18 protein-coding genes are annotated in these 18,100 nt (G+C 69.2%); 12 read left to right on the plus strand and 6 right to left on the minus strand.

Annotation, left to right across the window (positions count from 1 at the left end):
- Positions 1 to 22 precede the first annotated feature (22 nt).
- From N0B31_RS20510 to N0B31_RS20525, 4 genes are read left to right on the plus strand one after another with little or no spacing between them, the layout of a single operon-like run.
- Positions 23 to 1,417: a dihydroorotase gene (locus N0B31_RS20510; RefSeq protein ID WP_260593510.1), complete on the plus strand. Its 1,395-nt coding sequence runs from the start codon at positions 23 to 25 to the stop codon at positions 1,415 to 1,417.
- A 42-nt stretch (positions 1,418 to 1,459) separates the two neighbouring features.
- Positions 1,460 to 2,119, plus strand: coding sequence for an isochorismatase family protein (locus N0B31_RS20515; protein ID WP_260593511.1), 660 nt, complete (start codon positions 1,460 to 1,462; stop codon positions 2,117 to 2,119).
- A 49-nt stretch (positions 2,120 to 2,168) separates the two neighbouring features.
- Positions 2,169 to 3,425, plus strand: a complete 1,257-nt coding sequence (locus tag N0B31_RS20520; protein WP_260593512.1) for a 3-isopropylmalate dehydratase large subunit — start codon at positions 2,169 to 2,171, stop codon at positions 3,423 to 3,425.
- Positions 3,422 to 3,925: a 3-isopropylmalate dehydratase small subunit gene (locus tag N0B31_RS20525; RefSeq protein WP_260593513.1), complete on the plus strand. Its 504-nt coding sequence runs from the start codon at positions 3,422 to 3,424 to the stop codon at positions 3,923 to 3,925. Before N0B31_RS20520 ends, N0B31_RS20525 begins: the two co-directional genes overlap by 4 nt.
- Positions 3,926 to 3,932: 7 nt before the next feature.
- On the opposite strand, the gene N0B31_RS20530 is transcribed toward N0B31_RS20525, so the two are convergent.
- From N0B31_RS20530 to N0B31_RS20540, 3 genes are read right to left on the minus strand one after another with little or no spacing between them, the layout of a single operon-like run.
- Positions 3,933 to 4,823 carry an isocitrate lyase/PEP mutase family protein gene (locus N0B31_RS20530; protein WP_260593514.1) on the minus strand — a complete coding sequence of 297 codons (891 nt, stop codon included), beginning with the start codon at positions 4,821 to 4,823 and terminating at the stop codon, positions 3,933 to 3,935.
- Positions 4,824 to 4,880: 57 nt separating this feature from the next.
- Positions 4,881 to 5,645: an SDR family oxidoreductase gene (locus N0B31_RS20535; protein WP_260593515.1), complete on the minus strand. Its 765-nt coding sequence runs from the start codon at positions 5,643 to 5,645 to the stop codon at positions 4,881 to 4,883.
- Positions 5,642 to 6,631: an LLM class flavin-dependent oxidoreductase gene (locus tag N0B31_RS20540; RefSeq protein ID WP_260593516.1), complete on the minus strand. Its 990-nt coding sequence runs from the start codon at positions 6,629 to 6,631 to the stop codon at positions 5,642 to 5,644. Before N0B31_RS20540 ends, N0B31_RS20535 begins: the two co-directional genes overlap by 4 nt.
- 111 nt (positions 6,632 to 6,742) lie before the next feature.
- Between N0B31_RS20540 and N0B31_RS20545 the strand changes: the two genes are divergently transcribed.
- Both N0B31_RS20545 and N0B31_RS20550 read left to right on the plus strand, forming a co-directional pair.
- On the plus strand, positions 6,743 to 7,492 hold the full coding sequence (locus N0B31_RS20545) for an ABC transporter ATP-binding protein (RefSeq protein WP_260593517.1): 750 nt from the start codon (positions 6,743 to 6,745) through the stop codon (positions 7,490 to 7,492).
- Positions 7,489 to 8,241, plus strand: coding sequence for an ABC transporter ATP-binding protein (locus N0B31_RS20550; RefSeq protein WP_260593518.1), 753 nt, complete (start codon positions 7,489 to 7,491; stop codon positions 8,239 to 8,241). The genes N0B31_RS20545 and N0B31_RS20550 overlap by 4 nt, the downstream gene beginning before the upstream one ends.
- Here N0B31_RS20550 and N0B31_RS20555 read toward each other — a convergent pair whose 3' ends face one another.
- Positions 8,242 to 9,576 carry an MmgE/PrpD family protein gene (locus tag N0B31_RS20555; RefSeq protein ID WP_260593519.1) on the minus strand — a complete coding sequence of 445 codons (1,335 nt, stop codon included), beginning with the start codon at positions 9,574 to 9,576 and terminating at the stop codon, positions 8,242 to 8,244.
- A 171-nt stretch (positions 9,577 to 9,747) separates the two neighbouring features.
- On the opposite strand from N0B31_RS20555, the gene N0B31_RS20560 reads away from it, so the two are divergent.
- From N0B31_RS20560 to N0B31_RS20580, 5 genes are all read left to right on the plus strand, one after another.
- Entirely contained in the window at positions 9,748 to 10,623 is an 876-nt protein-coding gene (locus tag N0B31_RS20560) for a DMT family transporter (protein ID WP_260593520.1), read from the plus strand.
- 81 nt (positions 10,624 to 10,704) lie between these two features.
- Complete coding sequence (locus tag N0B31_RS20565; protein ID WP_260593521.1) at positions 10,705 to 12,033, plus strand: ABC transporter substrate-binding protein; 1,329 nt, start codon at positions 10,705 to 10,707, stop codon at positions 12,031 to 12,033.
- Positions 12,034 to 12,080: 47 nt separating this feature from the next.
- Entirely contained in the window at positions 12,081 to 13,013 is a 933-nt protein-coding gene (locus N0B31_RS20570) for a branched-chain amino acid ABC transporter permease (protein ID WP_260593522.1), read from the plus strand.
- A gap of 1 nt (position 13,014) precedes the next feature.
- Positions 13,015 to 14,073 carry a branched-chain amino acid ABC transporter permease gene (locus N0B31_RS20575; protein WP_260593523.1) on the plus strand — a complete coding sequence of 353 codons (1,059 nt, stop codon included), beginning with the start codon at positions 13,015 to 13,017 and terminating at the stop codon, positions 14,071 to 14,073.
- Position 14,074: 1 nt separating this feature from the next.
- On the plus strand, positions 14,075 to 14,842 hold the full coding sequence (locus N0B31_RS20580; RefSeq protein WP_260593524.1) for an SDR family NAD(P)-dependent oxidoreductase: 768 nt from the start codon (positions 14,075 to 14,077) through the stop codon (positions 14,840 to 14,842).
- Here N0B31_RS20580 and N0B31_RS20585 read toward each other — a convergent pair whose 3' ends face one another.
- A complete protein-coding gene (locus N0B31_RS20585) occupies positions 14,843 to 16,207 on the minus strand; it encodes an MmgE/PrpD family protein (RefSeq protein ID WP_260593525.1) in 1,365 nt (454 codons plus the stop codon).
- Positions 16,208 to 16,261: 54 nt separating this feature from the next.
- A complete protein-coding gene (locus N0B31_RS20590) occupies positions 16,262 to 16,669 on the minus strand; it encodes a universal stress protein (RefSeq protein WP_260593526.1) in 408 nt (135 codons plus the stop codon).
- A 161-nt stretch (positions 16,670 to 16,830) separates the two neighbouring features.
- On the opposite strand from N0B31_RS20590, the gene N0B31_RS20595 reads away from it, so the two are divergent.
- A complete protein-coding gene (locus tag N0B31_RS20595; RefSeq protein WP_260593527.1) occupies positions 16,831 to 18,057 on the plus strand; it encodes a CaiB/BaiF CoA transferase family protein in 1,227 nt (408 codons plus the stop codon).
- Positions 18,058 to 18,100: the final 43 nt, after the last annotated feature.

Consider the following 18,100-nt stretch of genomic DNA (forward strand, 5'->3'; position numbering starts at 1 on the left):
CGGCTGCCGGTGGATAGCAACCATGCCAACGAGTACCGTAGACCTCGTCGTGCGCAACGCACGGGTCGTCACGCCCTCCGGCACTATCCACGGCGGGGTCGCCTGTGACGACGGCGTCGTCGTAGCCGTGGGTGCCGACGCGACCCTCCCCGAGGGCGACACCGACGTCGACGCCGGGGGGAACTTCTGTCTCCCGGGGCTCGTCGACCCACACGTCCACCTCGGCCGGCGGGACCTGGGCTATCCCGAACAGCTCGAGATCGACTTCGAGACCGAGACCCGCGGTGCCATCCACGGCGGCGTCACGACCCTGTTCAACTTCGTCGAGCAGGAGGGTCACTACGTTCCCGACCTCGACCACTACCGCGAACTGGGTGAGGCGAACTCGTACACGGACTTCGGCTTCCACATGGTGATGAGCCACGCCCACCACATCGACGAGGTCCGTGACCTCGCGGCGGCGGGCGTCACCTCGTTCAAGATGTTCTACAACATGTACAAGTACACGGATATCGACATCGAGCCGTGCGAGGCCGACCGCGTCTCTCGCGTGCTCTCGCAGGTGTCTGACATCCCGGGTGCCGTCGGCATGTTCCACGCGGAGAACGCGGAGTTACAGCGGGAGTGTGAGCGCGACGCGAAGGCGTCCGGCAGCCACGACCTGCGGGCGTGGGCCGACGCCTCGCCACCGGCGGCCGAGGCGATGCAGATCGACCAGATCGGCCACCTCACCCGGTTCACGGACGCCGACGCCTACGTCGTCCACATCTCCAGCGCGGAGGGCGTCGAGGCGACCGAGCGCTGGCAGGAGAAGGGCGTCCGCGTGAGCGGTGAGACGCTCGTCACGTTCCTCGCGAACACCGTCGAGGACGACCTCGGCGTCTGGGGGAAGGTGTCGCCCCCGCTGCGCGAACCCCACCACCAGGAGGCGCTCTGGGCCGCCATCCGCCGTGGTGTCGTCGACCACGTCGGCACCGACCACATCGCCACCAGCGTCGAGGAACACGAGATGGGCGAGGGCCAGCACGGGCCGCACCTCTGGGACGCCCCGCCGGGTATCCAGCCCGGGCTGGAGTTCCTCCTCCCGATGATGCTCACCGAGGGCTACAACCAGAACCGCATCTCGATGGAGCGGCTAGTCGAGGTGTGTTCCACCAACAACGCGAAGCGGTTCGGCATCTACCCGCAGAAGGGCGCCATCGCGGTGGGGTCCGACGCCGACCTCGTCGTCGTCGACACCGAGGCCACCGCCACCGTCGACGACGACTTCTTCCACACCCGCGAGCCGCGGTGGTCGTCGGTCCACGGCCGCGAGGTACAGGGGCTCGCGACACACACGGTCGTCGGCGGCGAACTCGCCGTCAGGGAGGGCGAACTGCTCGTCGAGAAGGGTGGCGGTTCGTTCCTCGCCCGCTGACCGCAACGGTAAGGTAGTCGGCCGCGAGTGTGACTGCCACACATGCCCGAACGACCGTGGGACAGCCTGCTGTCCGACCGGGACCGCGAGGTCATCGAAGCGGCCGGCTACGACGAGGCGGGGGCGTCGAACTGGGACACTCGCGGCGTCGGCGACCGCCCGATGCTGCTGGTCGTCGACGTCCAGCGTGTCACCGTCGGCGCGGACGTCCCCATCACCGAGGCCGTCGAGGAGTCGCGTATCGCCATGGGCGAGGTCGCCCACCGGGCGCTCGAACACCTCGTCCCGTTCGTCGAGTTCGTCCGCGAGCAGGGGATTCCAGTCGCTCACACCCGGGTCGTCCCCCCGGCGTACGACCCCGACGACCCCGAGGTACAGATCGTCGACGCACTCGCCCCGCTGGACGACGAACCCGTCGTCGACAAGCGGTACGCGAGTGCGTTCTTCGGGACGGACCTCGTCTCGCGCCTCGTGCGCGCCGACGTCGACACGCTCGTCGTCGTCGGGGACACCACGAGCGGCTGTCTGCGCGCCACGGTCGTCGACGCCCAGCAGTTCGGGTTCAAGGTGGTCGTCCCCGAGGAGTGCGTGTTCGACCGCGTCGACCTCTCGCACCGGGCGAGCCTGCTCGACATGTGGATGAAGTACGCCGACGTCCGGCCGACGAGCGAGGTCCGCGAGCTGCTCGCGGGGGAGTCGTGACCCCGCGAGCCGGGAAACGGTTATCCTACCCCCCGTTGGACTAGCGGGTATGGCTGCTGGTACCATGGCCCAGCAGATACTGGCGTCGCACACGGACGCAACGTCGGTATCACCGGGCGAACACGTCACCGTCGAGCCCGACTGGGTGCTCGCACACGACCTCTCGACCTACCCCGTCAAGGGGCGGATGGCACAGCTCGGGTACGACCGGGTCGCCCACCCCGAGAACGTCGTCATCGTCTTCGACCACCACGTCCCCTCCGCGAGCGAGGTCATCTCCGACCACATGAACGAGGTGGAGGCGTGGGTCCGCGAGCAGGGCATCGAGCACTTCCACCCCGCCGGGTCGGGCATCTGTCACAACGTGCTGGTCGAGGAGGGGTACTCGGTCCCCGGTGCGCTCATGCTCGGCGCGGACTCCCACACGACGAGCCACGGCGCCTACGGGGCGTACGCCACGGGCATCGGCCACACCGACTGCGCCGAGGTGCTCGGCTCGGGTGAACTCTGGTTGCGCGTCCCCGAGACCAAGAAGCTCGTCGTCGAGAACACCCTGCCCGAGGGGACCACCGCGAAGGACCTCGGCCTCGCCATCATGGGCCGGCTGACGGCGAAGGGGGCCATCTACGACGCGATCGAGTACCACGGCGAGGGCGTCGAGGCGCTGGCGATGTACGAGCGTCGCACGCTCTCGAACCTCGCGGTCGAACTCGGTGCGGTGACGGGGATGGTCCCCCCGGACGACACCACCGAGGCGTACCTCGAGGGTCGGGCCCTGCTCGACTACGAGCCGGTCGTCCCCCGCGAGGACGCCGAGTACGCCGCCGAGGTCCACCTCGACGCGAGCGAGGTCGTGCCGCTGCTGGCGACGCCGTCGCAGGTCGACAACATCAGCACCGTCGAGTCGAACGCCGGCGTCCACGTCGACCAGGTGTTCGTCGGCAGCTGCAACAACAGCTCCTACGAGGACCTCGCGGCGTTCGCCGGCCTCCTGGCCGGCGAGCAGGTCGCCCCCGGTACCGACCTCGTCGTCGTCCCCGGGAGCAAGCAGGCACTCCTCCGGCTGAACGAGGAGGGGCTGTCCAACGACATTGTCGAGGCGGGCGGCATCATCTCGCCGCCCGGCTGTGGTCCCTGTTTCGGCGCCCACGGCGGCATCCTCGGCGAGGGCGACGTCTGCCTCGGGACGATGAACCGGAACTTCCCCGGCCGGATGGGGCCCGGAGAGATCTACCTCGGGAGCCCGGAGACGGCCGCCGCGACGGCCATCTACGGCGAGATCACCGACCCCCGAGAGGTACGATGATGGAGCGAACGGGCCGCGTCCACGTCCTCCCGGCCGACGTGGACACCGACCAGATCATCCCCGGCGAGTACCTGACGACCGTCCCCGACGAGGAACTCGGAGAGTACGCCCTGCGCGGCTACGACCCCGAGTTCGCCGAGCGCGTCGAACCGGGCGACGTCATCGTCGCAGGTGGCAACTTCGGGCTCGGCTCCTCGCGGGAGTCCGCGGCCGTGGCGCTGAAGAACGCCGGTATCGGGGCCGTCGTCGCCGAGTCGTTCGCCCGCATCTTCTACCGCAACGCCGTCAACGTCGGCCTCCCCATCGCCACGGTCCCCGGCATCACCGACCACGTCTCGGCGGGCGACACGCTCCGCGTCGACGTCGCCGAGGGCGAGGTCGAGAACGTCACGACCGGCGAGACGTTCACGTTCAGTCCCCTCCCTCCCGACCTGCTCGAGATCCTCGACGCGGGCGGACTGGTCGCGCTCCGACAGCGCCAGAACCGGTCGGACTCGTGACTCGCCCTCAGTCCAGTTTCGCGTACCGCTCCGCGTACGCGTCCTCGCGCTCGTCGGCCGCTCGTTCGAAGGCGGTCCACTCGTGGAGCAGCGTGATGTCGTCACGCTCGCCCCACTCGACCATCTCGTCCAACACCGACGCCTGACTCCCCTCCGAGATCACGGTCTCGTAGACGTGCCGGATGGTGTGGAGCGCGGCCTTGAACGCGTCCGACGGGTAGATGGCCACGTCGTAGCCCGCCCCGGTGAGTTCCTCGCGGGACAGCGGCGGCGTCTTCCCCTTCGCCGCCATGTTCGCGAGGTGTGGCCCCTCGACCGCGGTGGTGACCTCGCGCATCGTCTCGACGTCGGTCGGGGCCTCCACGAACAGCACGTCCGCGCCCGCCTCCCGGTAGAGTCGAGCGCGGCGGATGGCCTCCTCGACGCCGTGGACCGCGAGGGCGTCGGTGCGGGCGACGACGAGGAACTCGTCGCTCTCCCGCGCCTCGGTGGCGGCCTCGACCTTCGCGGCGAACTCCGGGGCCTCGACCACGCGTTTCCCCTCGAAGTGCCCGCACTTCTTGGGGAAGTCCTGGTCCTCCAGCTGGATGGCCGAGACGCCCGCTCGCTCGTACTCCCGTACCGTGCGCCGGACGTTCAGGGCGTTGCCGTAGCCGGTGTCGCCGTCCGCCACCAGCGGCACGTCGATGGCCCCGGCCATCTGTCGGGCGCGTCGCGCCATCTCGGTCATCGTCGTCAGCCCGATGTCGGGCCCTCCGTGTGTCGAGGAGGAGACACACGAACCGGACATGTAGACGGCCTCCGCCCCGGCCTGCTCGGCCATCCGCGCGGTGAGCGCGTCCCAGGCGCCGTGTACCATCAGTAGCTCGTCGTCCGCGATGCGGTCTGCGAGTCGCATGGCACCCGTGCGAGACGGGGGTACAAAGCGCCTGTGCCACCTCTCAGCCGGGCGAGACTATCCGGTCGTGTGGATGCCGCCGTCGACCACCAGCGAGTGGCCGGTGACGTACGCCGACCGGTCGCTGGCGAGGTAGACGGCCGCCTCGGCGACGTCCTCGGGCTGTCCGAACCGTCTGAGCGGGATGCGTTCCTCGAAGGCGTCGCCCCGCGCGGTGCCGATGACCTTCGAGTCCGACCGCGTCATCTCGGACTCGACGACGCCGGGGTGGATGGCGTTCACCCTGACGGCCGGACCGAGCGCGTCGGCCATCGCGTACGTCATCAGCCGGACCGCGCCCTTCGACGCGCAGTACGCGACGTAGTCGCCGACGCCGTACAGGCCGGCGGTACTGGAGAGGTTGATGACACTCCCCTCGTCCATGCGTCTGGCCGCGGCCTGTGCGCCGAAGAACGCCCCCTTCGCGTTCACGTCCATCGCCCGGTCGAACTCCGCCTCGGTCGTCTCGAGGAAGTCGGCGAGGACGAACACGCCGGCGTTGTTGACCATCACGTCGACGCCGCCAAACTCGTCGGCCGTGCCGACGGCGGTATCGAGCGCCTCGGGGTCGGTGACGTCGCACTCGACGAACGCCGCGGCCGCGTCGGTCTCGTCGGCGAGCCGTTCGTCCGTCGGCGAGCCACCCTCGCGGGGGGCGCGCTGGCGGTCGGCGACGACCACCGCGCTCGCACCTTCGCGGGCGAACGCGAGACAGATATCCCGGCCGATGCCGCTCGCCCCGCCGGTGACGACCGCGACCCTGCCGTCGAGGTCGCCCGTCATGACCCCTCCGGCGCGAGCGCGGCCATCGTGTCCCGCAGGCCGTCCTCGTCGGCGCTCATCGGGGCGCGGACGATGGGGAGGTCGAGTCCCGCGTCCCGGAGCTCGTCGAGCTGGGCCCGGACGTCGTCGGGGGTCCCCACGACGCCGACGCTCTCGACGAATCCCTCGGAGAGCTCGTCCACGGCGTCGGCGTCGGTGTCGGCGGCCTGTGCGGCGTCCACCTCGTCGTCGTAGCCCGCCTCGCGGGCGATGCCCTCGTAGTAGCCGGGGATGTGCCGGAGGTACTGGACGACGTGGTGGGCCGCGGCACGATAGGCCGCGTCGGCGTCCTCGTCGACCGACGTGAGCAGGTACATCGCCACGTCCACGTCGTCGACCGACCGGCCGGCCCGCTCGGCACCCTCGCGGAGCCACCCCATCGCCTCGCGGAAGCGGTCGACGGGGTAGAGGTACGGGAGCCAGCCATCGGCGTACTCGCCCGTCAGGCGGACGTTGCCCGGGCCGAGCGCGGCGTTGTAGATGGGGACCGTCGAGCGGACCGGCTCGAACGCCTCCCAGAACCTCGTCCGCTCGGGCGAGAAGAACTCGCCCTCGAACGGTTCGTCCACGCCGGCTAGGTACCGGCGGACGAGCCCGATGTACTCGGCCATCCGGGGGAGGGGTCGCTCGAACGGGACGCCGTGGAAGCCCTCGACGACACCCGGGTGCGCCACGCCGAGCCCGAGGCTGGCCCGGCCGTCGGAGTGCGCATCGAGCGTCGCCGTCGCCTGCGCGAGCACGGCGGGCGTCCGGGAGTAGACGTTCACGATGGACGCACCGAGGCCGATCTCGTCGGTGGCGGTCGCCCACCGCTCCAGTTTCCCGAACGCGGTCTTGCCCTGTCCTTCGCCGGTCCAGATGCTCTCGTAGCCGAGCCGCTCTGCCTCACGGACGACTCCGAGGTCGTCCAGCAGCCCGATAGAGAGCGCGGTGCGTTCACTGGTCACGGGTCTCACACCCGCCGTTTCCCGGCGGCGGGGAAAACGGTTCCCCTCGACCGAGCGACGGATCGACCGAGACAAACGCTTAATACCGGCGCACGAAGTGTAACACGACAGATGGCACCACTCCTCGATGTCGACGGGCTCACCAAACGGTTCGGTGCGCTCGTCGCCAACGACGGCGTCTCCCTCTCGGTGGCCGACGGCGAGGTCAGAGGCATCATCGGCCCCAACGGGAGCGGGAAGTCGACGTTCTTCAACACGCTCACCGGGTTCTACCGCTCCGACGGCGGCACCGTCACCTTCGACGGCACCGACATCAGCGGCTGGAAACCCTACCGCATCGCCCAGCAGGGGCTCGCGCGTACGTTCCAGATCGTCTCCCCGTTCGAGGACCTCACCGTCCGCGAGAACCTGCTCGCGGTCCACACCCCCGGCCTGCGCGTCACCAAGGAGAAGGGGAAGCGGGCCGACGAGGTCCTCGAGTTCCTCGAGATCGACCACATCGCGGACAACGAGGCGTCCGAGATGAGCGGCGGGCAGCAGAAGTTGCTCGAGCTCGCACGGGTGCTGATGCTCGACCCGAAGTGCATCCTGCTGGACGAGCCGACCGCGGGCGTCAACCCCGCGCTCCAGGACCGCATCCTCGACCGGCTGGAGGAGATGAACGAGCGCGGGACCACCTTCGTCATCGTCGAGCACGACATGTCCCTCATCCAGCGGTTCGCCGACAGCGTCACCGTGTTCGACCAGGGCCAGGTCATCGCCGAGGGCGACTTCGACGAGGTGACCCGCGAGACCCGGGTCCGGGAGGCGTACCTCGGGACGGACGCCGACGCCGAGACCACGGAGGACCTCCTCACATGACCGCGAGCGAGTCGTCCGAGTCGGTCGACCGGCCCGAACCCGACCGCCTGGTCGCCGAGAACGTCGTCACGGGGTACGGCAGCTCCGAGATACTCCACGGCGTCTCGGTGCGGAGTCACGACGGCGTCACCTGCATCTTCGGCCCCAACGGGAGCGGGAAGTCGACGCTCATCAAGGCGCTCAACGGCATCGTCCCCATCTGGGAGGGGTCCGTCCAGTACGGCGACACCGACCTGACGGAGTACAACGCGAACCAGGTCGTCGAGAGCGGCATCATCACCCTCCCGCAGGACGGCGGGCTGTTCCCGAACCTCACCGTCCGGGAGAACCTCGAGATGGGTGGCTACACGGTCTCCGACAAGACCGCCGTCGACGACCGTATCGAGGCGTCGCTGACCGCGTTCCCGGCGCTCCGCGACAAGCTCCAGAGCAGGGCGAAGTCGCTGTCCGGCGGCCAGCAGATGATGCTCAGTTTCGCCCGGGCGATGGTCTCCGACTCCGACGTCTACCTGCTCGACGAGCCGAGCGCGGGACTCGCCCCGGCGCTCGTCGACAACGTCATCGACCAGGTGCGGACGCTCGTCGACCACGGCGCACAGATCATGCTCGTCGAGCAGAACGTCAGGGCCGCGCTCCGCATCGCGGACCACGTCTACATCCTCGCGCAGGGGGAGAAGCATTTCGACGGCCCACCGTCGGAGCTGAGTGAGGAGGACGAGCTCATTGAGCTGTACCTCGGGCTCGGGTAGCTACCGTCGAGCGGTCGCACAGAGGGTGGCGGGGGCCGCCTCCCCGCTCCGGGCCGCGTCCCACAGGGTCCTCGTCGGCTCGTCACCGAGGAGGGGCACGACGAGCTCGTCGAACTTCTCCCGGAGCTCCGGCTCCCGCCACGGACGCTCGGCCCCACCGCGGGCGTGTTCGACCTCGGCGGTGCGCTCGCTGCCGTCGGTGAACCGGACGGTGACCCGGCTGCTGCGTGTGTCCGGGAGCCGCGCCGCGATGTCGTCGGCGACGACGACCTCGACGCGCTCGGCGAGGTCGAACGTCTCCTCGGAGAGCGACTCGTCGGCGAACGACTCCCGTCCGGAGGTACCGTGCAGGAGTCGGGTGGCGACGGCGTACGGCACGGAGAACTTCGCCTGCAGCGCGTTCGTCGGGCGAGTGGGTGTGAGTCCGGCGGCCGTCGGGTAGGTCTCGACCAACACCGACGCGACGGCCTCGGGGTCGATGGGAGCATCGGCAGTCAGGTCGTCGAGCGCGTCGAGTGTCGGATGGGTGTACCGGCAGGCGGCGTGGCGCTTGAAGTAGCCGCCGAGCACGTCCCACCGCTCGCCGAGCCCGTCGGCGAGTTCGGCGCTGTCGAACCCCTCACCCGTGGTGCGCGCGAGGTGGCGGGCGACGCCGTCGTCGAGTCCGGTGAACCCGGCCCGCGCGAGGTCGACCGCGAGTACGCCGTCGAGGTTCGCCTTCCCCGCGTAGCTGTTCCGGACGGTCGCCCCCTCGGTGGCGGTGGCCATCAGCGTCTGCTGGGCGCTGTTCGCGGCGATGCGCATGGCCGTGAGCGTCGTCTCGGCGTCACAGCCACGGAGTCGGGCGACGCCGGCGGCCGCACCGACCGCACCCCAGATGCCGTGTGGGTGGTAGCCGTCGGCCAGTGGGTAGCTGGCGCGAGCGACGCGGGCACAGACCTCGTAGCCGGCGACGAACGCCGCCACGAACTCGTCGGCGCTCGCATCGCGGGTCTCCCCGACGGCCAGCACCGCGGGGAGGACGTGGATGGCCGGGTGGCCGGCGGCGTACTTGTGGCCCTCGTCGAGTTCGAGTACGGTCCCCCCGGTTCCGTTGACGAGCGCGGCGAACCGAGGTTCGAGTCGGTGGGCCGTCCCGAGCACCGTCGCTTCACCGGGGGTCTCCGCGGCGAACCGGTCGGCCAGCGCGGCCGTGTCGGGGTCGGTCGACCCACCCACGATGGCCCCGACGGTGTCCGCGAGGACCAGTCCGACGTGGTCCCGGACCGCGGACGGGAGGTCGGCCGCCTCGAGGTCGGCCGCGAACGCCGCCGCCGTGCGCTCGTACTCGCTCATGCTGGCTCACCGCCCGCTGTGGGACGAAGTCGCATATCGGCACTAGGTGGAGCCAGTGTCGACTTAGCTGTTACCCGTGACTGGGCAGCCGCGAGCGGTGCGCTATCGTCGGAAACACCTTGTACCCGGTCTGCCTGCATCCGGGCAGATGCGACCCGAGGAAGCCGGCCGATGACCACCGTCGGAATCGCCCTCGCCCTGCTGTTCGCGGCGCTGATGGGGACCGCGAGTATCTTCTCCCGCCGCGGGCTCGAGCACGCCCGGCCCGCGTTCCTGCTGCTGACGTCGCTCACGGTCGCGGCCCCCGTGTTCCTCGCGCTGGCGGTGGTCACGACCGACGTGGCGGCTGCAGACCCCGGCCTCGTGGCGCTCGTGGCGCTCAGCGGCGTCGTTGGGAGCGTCCTCGCCCGCGGGCTCTACTTCCTCTCCATCGAGGTCGTCGGTCCGGGGAAGGCACTGTCGCTGGTGGCGGTCTCGCCGCTGTTCGTCGCCGTGCTCTCCGCGCTGTTCCTCGGTGAACCGGTCACGCTCGCGGTCGCGGGCGGGACCGGCGTCATCGTCCTCGGGGTCGCGGGGCTCTCGCGAGACTCGCGGGCGGAGGTCGAACGCCGGAACCGCTCGCCGCTCGTCCTCCTGACACCCGTTGGGGCGGCGCTGCTCATCGCCGTCGCGGTCGTCATCCGGAAAGCGGCGCTCAACGGCGGTATCGACCCCATACTCGCGGGTGCCGTCAACATGAGCGCGGCGTGGCTGGTCGTCGCGCCGGTCGTCGTCGGCCGGTGGCACGCCGACCTCCTGACCATCGACCGACGAGGCCTCCGGCAGTTCACGATCGCCAGCGTCCTCATGGCGCTCGGCTTCGTCTGCTACTTCGTCGGGCTCCAGCGGACGCCGGCGAGCGTCTTCTTCCCACTCGTCCAGACACAGCCCGTGTTCGCCGTGGGCCTCTCGGCGCTGTTCCTCGGCGGCCTCGAACTCGTCTCCAGACGGTCGGCCCTCGCGGCGGTCGTCATCGTCGTCGGTGCGGTACTCGTGACGCTCGGGTAGCCGCCACGTACCAGCCCGTGGCTCGCTGGGCCGCACGAAATTATAAATATCACCGGGGTCAACCGGATATCACCGGTATGCATGAGTAAAGATAGCAACCCCCGAATCGGGAGTCGTCGGACCTACCTGAAAGCGATCGGTGTCGGCGTCACTGCGGGCCTTGCCGGGTGTACGAGCAACGACGGCAACGACGGGAACGGTGGAACGGACGGGAACGGTGACTCCGGTGGAGATGGCGGCGACGGTGGTGGCGGCACGGCGACCGGCACCCCCGGTGGGAACACGGTCGAAGAGGTCGTCATCGGCGCGAACCACCCGTTGAGCGGGTTCCTCGGTGCGGCCGGGCAGGCGATGACGAACGCGGGCAAACTCGCGACGATGCACGTCAACGAGGAGGGCGGCATCGAGTCGCTCGGCGGTGCCCAACTCACGTTCGTCAGCCGCGACAACAAGGGGACACAGGAGGAGGGTGGCCCCGTCGAACAACAGCTCATCGAGGAGGACGGCGCGCACGTCGTCACGGGCTGTTACTCCTCACCGGTGACGCTCGCGGCCACACAGGTCGCCGAACGGGCCGGCGTCCCCCACATCATCGACGTCTCTGTCGCGAACAGCATCCTGCAGGGGCGTGGGCTGAACTACGCCTACCGCATCCAGACGCCGGCCAGCGGGATGGCGGGTGACTACGCACGGTTCATGCCGGAACTCGCGCGGGCAAACGACGTCACGATGGACACCGCCTCGATCGTCTACCTCGACAACGCGTTCGGGCAGTCCATCCGCGACACGCTCATGTCGGCGCTCCCGGAGCAGAACGTCGAGGTCCTCGAGGACTCGGCGTACACGTTCGGGCAGGAGTCGATGGACACGGAGGCGACCCGCGTGAAGCAGGCGGACGCCGACGCGTTCATCTTCGTCGGCTACGGTGGCGGCGGTATCCGGATGATGCAGTCGCTGCAGAACGTCGACTACCGCCCGCCGCTGCTCACGGGCACGTCGACGCCGACGTTCACCGACAACGACATCATCAAGCAGATCGGGAAGTTCGCGAACGGTGGGTTCGGGAACAACTACCAGTTCGACTTCAACAAGGAGCAGACGAACAAGATTTTCGCCGACTACCGCCGCGAGTTCGGGCGTGAACTCGGCGTCACGCACGCCGCGATGACCTACTCGGTGGTGAAGGTGGTACAGGCGGCGCTGGAGGAGGCGGGCTCGGCCGACCCCGAGGACATCAACGAGACGCTGAAGACCATCACCGTCGAGGACCACCCGGCCGCGATGCCGCCGATCGAGTTCCAGGAGAACGGTGAGAACGCGAACGCGCTCTCGCCGATGTTCCAGGTCCAGAACCTCGAGGGACTCGTCGTCTGGCCGGAGCGGTACGCGCAGAGCGAGGCACAGTTCTGACCCGGCACGAGAACAATCTTTAACAACCCGTTCACCCACCTTCGCACATGCTCATCCCCCTCATTATCGACGACATCGTCAGTGCCGTCAGCGAGTTCGCTGGCGACGTCGTCTCGCTCGACCCAGTACTGTTGCAACTCACCATCTTCGCGCTCCTGCTCGGCGGGGTGTTCGCGCTGGCCGCACTCGGCCTGACGATGATATTCGGCGTGATGGACGTCGTGAACTTCGCCCACGGCATGCTCATCGTGGCCGGGATGTACACCGTCTACTTCGTCACGACGACGGTCGGCATCAATCCGCTCGCGGCCCTGCCCATCGCGGTGGTCGCACTGTTCGCGCTGGGCGTCGTCATCAGCGTCACGGCCATCGAACCCATCATCGAGGCGCCCGAGGAGAACCAGTTCATCGTCACGCTCGGCATCTCGTTCATCCTGCTCGCGGCCGTGCAGATCTTCTTCACACCGGACCCACGGTCCATCGTGATGGACCTCGGCCGCTACCAGCTGTTCGGCGCCCAGATTCCGAAGGGGCAGGCGTACGCCCTGGCCATCGCGATCGTCGCCATGGCCGCGCTGTGGGTGTTCCTCCAGCGGACGGAGCTGGGGACGGCCATCCGCGCGACCGCAGACAACCGCGAGGGTGCCTGGTACGTCGGCATCGACGTGCCGAACATCGACCACATCACGGTCGGCATCGGGAGCGCGCTGGCCGGGCTGGCGGGCGCGGCTATCGTCATCTTCTCGCCGTTCGACCCGTTCATCGGCGAGAGCTACCTCGTGAAGGCGTTCGTCATCGTCGTGCTCGGCGGGCTCGGCTCGCTGCCCGGCGCGTTCGTCGGCGGGCTCATCGTCGGTGCGATTCAGGTGTTCGGCGGGTTCTACCTGCCGGGGACGACCAACGAGATCGTCATCTTCCTGCTGTTCGTCCTCCTGCTGTACCTGAAGCCGACCGGCCTGTTCGGCGAGCGGAGGGCCTGAGATGGCGGACAGCACCTCCACCGAGACCGACGTCGGCGGGGTTCTGACCCGCCTCGACGAGCACGAGTACAGCGCCTACATCAAGGCGGTGCTCGGGTTCGGCCTACTCGCGGCGCTCCCGTACCTCATCGAGATCGAGATGGCGGGACTCAGTCTCGGTAGCGTCCTCACGCTGAAGATCCTCATCGTCACGCTCGTGTTCGCGTTCTCGAGTCAGGCGTGGAACCTCATCTCCGGGTTCACCGGCTACTTCTCCTTCGGCCACGCTGCGTTCTTCGGCATCGGCGCGTACGCCACCCAGAAGCTCGCTATCGACTTCGGCATCAACCCGTGGTTCGGGATGCTCGTCGGCGGCGGCGTCGCCGTGTTGCTCGCGCTGCTCATCGGCTTCCTGAACTTCCGGTACGAGCTCAAGGGCCACTACTTCGCGCTGGCGACGTTCGCGTTCGCCATGCTGATGGGTGTCGTCGTCCGGAACACGAAGGAACTCGGCGGCGCCATCGGCTACTACCGGCCGTTCCCCCGCGACTACGGCGCGGAGTACGGGCTGGCCGCGTTCCAGTTCCAGAGCGACCTGCCGTACTACTACGTCATCTTCGGGTTCCTCGTCATCGTGACGGCCGTCGCGTACGCGCTGAAGGAGTCACAGCTCGGGCTGTACCTGTTCGCCATCCGTGAGAACGAGGACGCCGCCGCCAGCGTCGGCATCCCCACGTTCCGCTACAAGATGCTCGCCATCAGCCTCTCGGCGTTCTTCACGGCGTGGGCGGGCGCGTTCTGGAGCATGTACTTCGAGATCATCCGTCCGGAGACGGTGTTCGGCCTCTCGAAGAACGTCGAGGTGCTGCTGCCGGCGGTCGTCGGGGGTCTCGGTACCATCCCTGGCGCCATCATCGGCGCGCTCTTCGTGTTCCCGCTCGCGGAGTTCTTCCGCGCGAACGTCGACCAGATCATCGGCCTCGACGACGTGGTCTACGGTGTCGCACTCGTACTCATCGCGCTCGTGTTGCCGAACGGCCTCATCTCGATCCGCAAGCGCATCAGGGAGTGGCGGGACTGAGATGCACGTCGACCTCTCCAATCGGACGGCCATCGTCACGGGTGCGAGTTCGGGCATCGGTCGTGGTATCGCGCTCGCGCTCGCCGACGCGGGTGCCCGGGTCGTCGTCGCGGACCTCGAGGAGACGCCACCCAGCGACGCCGACCGGACGACCGCCGAACGTGTCGACGACCTGGGCGGGACGGCCGCGTTCGTCGAGTGCGACGTGACCGACGACGACGCCGTCGCCGCGCTGGTCGACGCGACCGTCGAACGGTTCGGCGGCCTCGACATCCTCGTCAACAACGCCGGCATCTCGCACGCGGGGACGGTCGAGGAGACCACGCCCGAGGAGTGGCACCGCGTGCTGGACGTGAACCTCACGGGCGTCTACCACGGTGCCCGGCACGCGATGCCGTACCTGAAAGAGAGCGACGCGCCGCGCATCGTCAACGTCGCGTCCCAGCTCGCGTTCGTCGCCCAGCCGGAGAAGCCGGCGTACCTCGCGTCGAAGGGGGGCGTCGTCTCGCTCACCCGGTCGCTAGCGGTCGACTACGCCGACGTGCCGGTGCTCGTCAACGCGGTCTGCCCGGGCGTCGTCGAGACCGAACTGACGAGAGACTCGCTCGCCGACCCGGAGCGTCGAGCCGAGTTCGAGCGACAGACCCTGCTCCCGTATCTCGGCCAACCCGAGGACGTCGGCGCGATGGCGGCGTTCCTCGCCTCGGACCACGCGCGGTTCGTCACCGGTCAGAGCTTCGTCGTCGACGGCGGCTACACCGCCCAGTGATCACGGCCTGAGCGTGGCTCCCACGGCTCGGACCTGACTGTCACGCACGCCGAGCAGCGCGTCCAGCGCCCCGGGTGCCTGCTCGGGGCCGAGCCGCGACGCGAGCAGGCGGTCGAACTTCGCGACGAGCCTGGCCTCCCCGGGGAAGTTCCGGTAGTCGCCGGGAGCGTCGATGCACTCGCTCTCGACGGTCCTGCCGTCGGTGTGGGTCACCTCGACCCGCGCGCTCCAGTGCTCGGGGAACAGCTCCTCGTACTGCTCGTCGTGGTGGAGCTGGACGCGCTCGGCGAGCGCCCGGGTCTCGGAGTCCTCGAGTGCGTCGCCGGTGAAGTCGTCGAGCCAGAGGTCACGGCCCCCGACGGCGAGGTAACGGCCGAGGACGTAGGGGATCGAGAACTTCGCGCTCGTCATCGTCGTGTAGTCGGTGTAATCGAGGTCGCAGGCGTTGCGGTAGGCGTACACGTCGACGGACTCGACGTCGTCGACCCGCACGTCGTCGACGACTCGTTCGAGCGCCCCGAGCGGCGCGTGGGTGTACCGGCACGACGGCGTGAACTTGTAGTAGTTCTCCAGTATCGTCCACTCGTCCCCGAGGGCGGCGAAGGACTCGTCGAACGCCTCACCCTTCATCTCCCGGAGAGGGTCGTACACCTCGGTCATTGCCGACCGGGACCCGTCGAGTCCGGCCACCGCCGCGAGCGCGGCGTTGACGCCGGCCTGTGCGGAGAATCCCGCGGTGAAGTTCCGGGCGGGCGTGCCCTCCTCGTAGGGGTCGTGCATCGAGACGACCGCGAGGTTCGCCCCGAGCCGGAAGGCCTCGGCGACGGTCTCCTCGTCGGCCCCCATCGCGATGGCCCCCGCCACGGCCGGGCCGATTGTCGTCCACGTCGAGTGGGGGTCACGGAGGAGCCACGGCAGTGCCTCGTTCATCCGGTCTTTCATCAGGAAGATGGCGTTCTCGATACGGGTGCACAGCTCGTACGCCCTCACGACGCCCTCGAGGAACGCCTCGCCGTCGGCGTCGTGGGCTTCGGCGAGCGCGAACCCGCCGACGACGATGCTCGCGCCGACGTGCCCGCCGGTGTTGTGGCCCTCCTCGACCTCGGGGGTGATGGCCGCGGTCGCGTTCAGGAGCGCGGCGCTCCCCGGGTCGGTCGTCCGGGTGGTCCCGACGACGCTCGCGTCGCCCGGCGGGAGCGACATCCCGGTCGCGACCCGTTCGTTCGCGTCGGTGTCCACGCCGGCGACCGCCGCCGACAGGACGTCCGCGACGACGTGCGTCCCGCGCGTCATGGCTTCGTCGGGCACCGGTGCCGAGAGGAACGCCACCGCGTCCTCTATCCACGCTCTGTCTTCGCTTCCCATGCCAACTCCTCCTGGGCGAGCGAGATAACGTTTCGCCCGCCTGTCGTCGGGGTGTCAGTCGCTGGCACGCACGTCCGGCACCGCGAGCACCGGTCGGTCGGCGCCGAGCAGCACCTGCTGGGTCGTGCTCCCGAAGACGGCCTTGCCGGTGGGCGAGCGTTGCCGCGAGCCGATGCAGATACAGTCGACCTCGAGGTCGGCGGCGACCTCGACGACCGCGGCGGCGGGGTCGCCGCTCGACTCGGCGAGGGTCACGTCGAAGCCGGCGTCGGTGAGTGCCTCGCGGGCGCGGCGCACCGAGGCCACCTGGTCGACGTACGCTCCCTCGGGGTTGTCGGTGAAGTCGTGGTGCACGACGACCGCGGTGTCCTCGGGGTCGAACAGGTCCGTGACGGCCTGGGCCTGCCGCCGGGCCCGCCCCTCGTCCTCGCCGACCGCGAGCAGTATCCGTCGGGTTGCCATACCCGCCGGTCGCCCGACTACCGCATATTCCTGTCTATCAGGGGAGTGATACGTCGGGGGAGACGTTATTACGGCCGGTGCCGACCCGCAGGTATGCCAGCAGCTAGCGACCGACGGTACCCGGCCGACGACGGACGCGACCGCTCGACGGAGGCCCGGTGATGGTCGGGGAGGCCGAACACCCCGACGGCGACACTGGTCCGCTCGACGGTGTGACGGTGCTCGACGCCTCACGCGTGCTCGCGGGACCGTTCTGTACGATGCAACTGGGTGACCTCGGCGCGGACGTCGTCAAGATCGAACGGCGGGACGGTGGCGACCAGACCCGCGGCTGGCACCCGCCGACGTACGGCGACAGCGACGAGAGCGCCTACTACCTCTCTATCAACCGGAACAAGCGGTCGGTGACGCTGAACCTCGCCAGCGACGAGGGGCGAGCGGTGTTCCGCGACCTCGCGAGCGAGGCCGACGTCCTCGTCGAGAACTTCCGCGTCGGGAAGATGGCCGAGTGGGGGCTCGACTACGCGGACCTCCACGAGGAGAACCCGGGGCTCGTCTACTGCTCGCTGTCCGGCTACGGCGAGTGGGGTCCCGACCGCGACCGCGCGGCGTACGACATCGTGATGCAGGCCGAGGCCGGGATGATGAGTATCACCGGGGTCGAGGACGGCCCGCCGGTCCGCGTCGGCGTCGCCATCGCCGACATCGGCGCGGGGATGTACTGCACGCAGGCCATCCTCGCGGCGCTGTTCGCCCGCGAGTTCGGCGACGGGACGGGCCAGAAGATCGACGTCAGCCTGTTCGACGGGCAGGTGGCGTGGATGACGTACATGGCGTCGAACTACTTCGCCACCGGCGACCCGCCGGGGCGGATGGGGAGCAAGCACCCGACCATCGCGCCGTATCAGGCGTTCGCCACGCGGGACGGCTACGTGGTCGTCGCCGTCTCCTCCGAACACATGTGGCCTCGGTTCTGCCGTGCGATCGACCGCGAGGACCTCGTCGACGACCCCCGGTTCGAGGTCAACGCGAAGCGCGTCGAGAACCGCGAGACGCTCGACGCCCTGCTGGACGAGGAACTGGCCGACTACACCACCGACGAGCTGATGACCCGGCTCGACGAGACCGGCGTCCCCGCCAGTCCCGTCCAGTCGCTCGACGAGGTGTTCGACCGCGAGCAGGTCCGTGCCCGAGGGATGCGGCAGTCGGTCGAGCACCCCACCGCCGGCTCGGTGGAGATGCCGGGGAGCCCGATGTTCTTCTCGTCGACGCCCGCGACCATCCGACGGCACCCGCCGCTCCACGGCGAACACACGGACGAGGTGCTGACCGAGTACGGCTACACCGAGGCCGACATCGAGCGGCTACGCGAGGGAGAGATCGTCTGAGGCGGGGGCGAACGGCTAAGCGCCCCTCCGACGAACCCGCGGC

It is taken from the genome of Salinirubellus salinus, from assembly GCF_025231485.1.
In the GTDB taxonomy this organism is placed as follows: domain Archaea; phylum Halobacteriota; class Halobacteria; order Halobacteriales; family Haloarculaceae; genus Salinirubellus; species Salinirubellus salinus.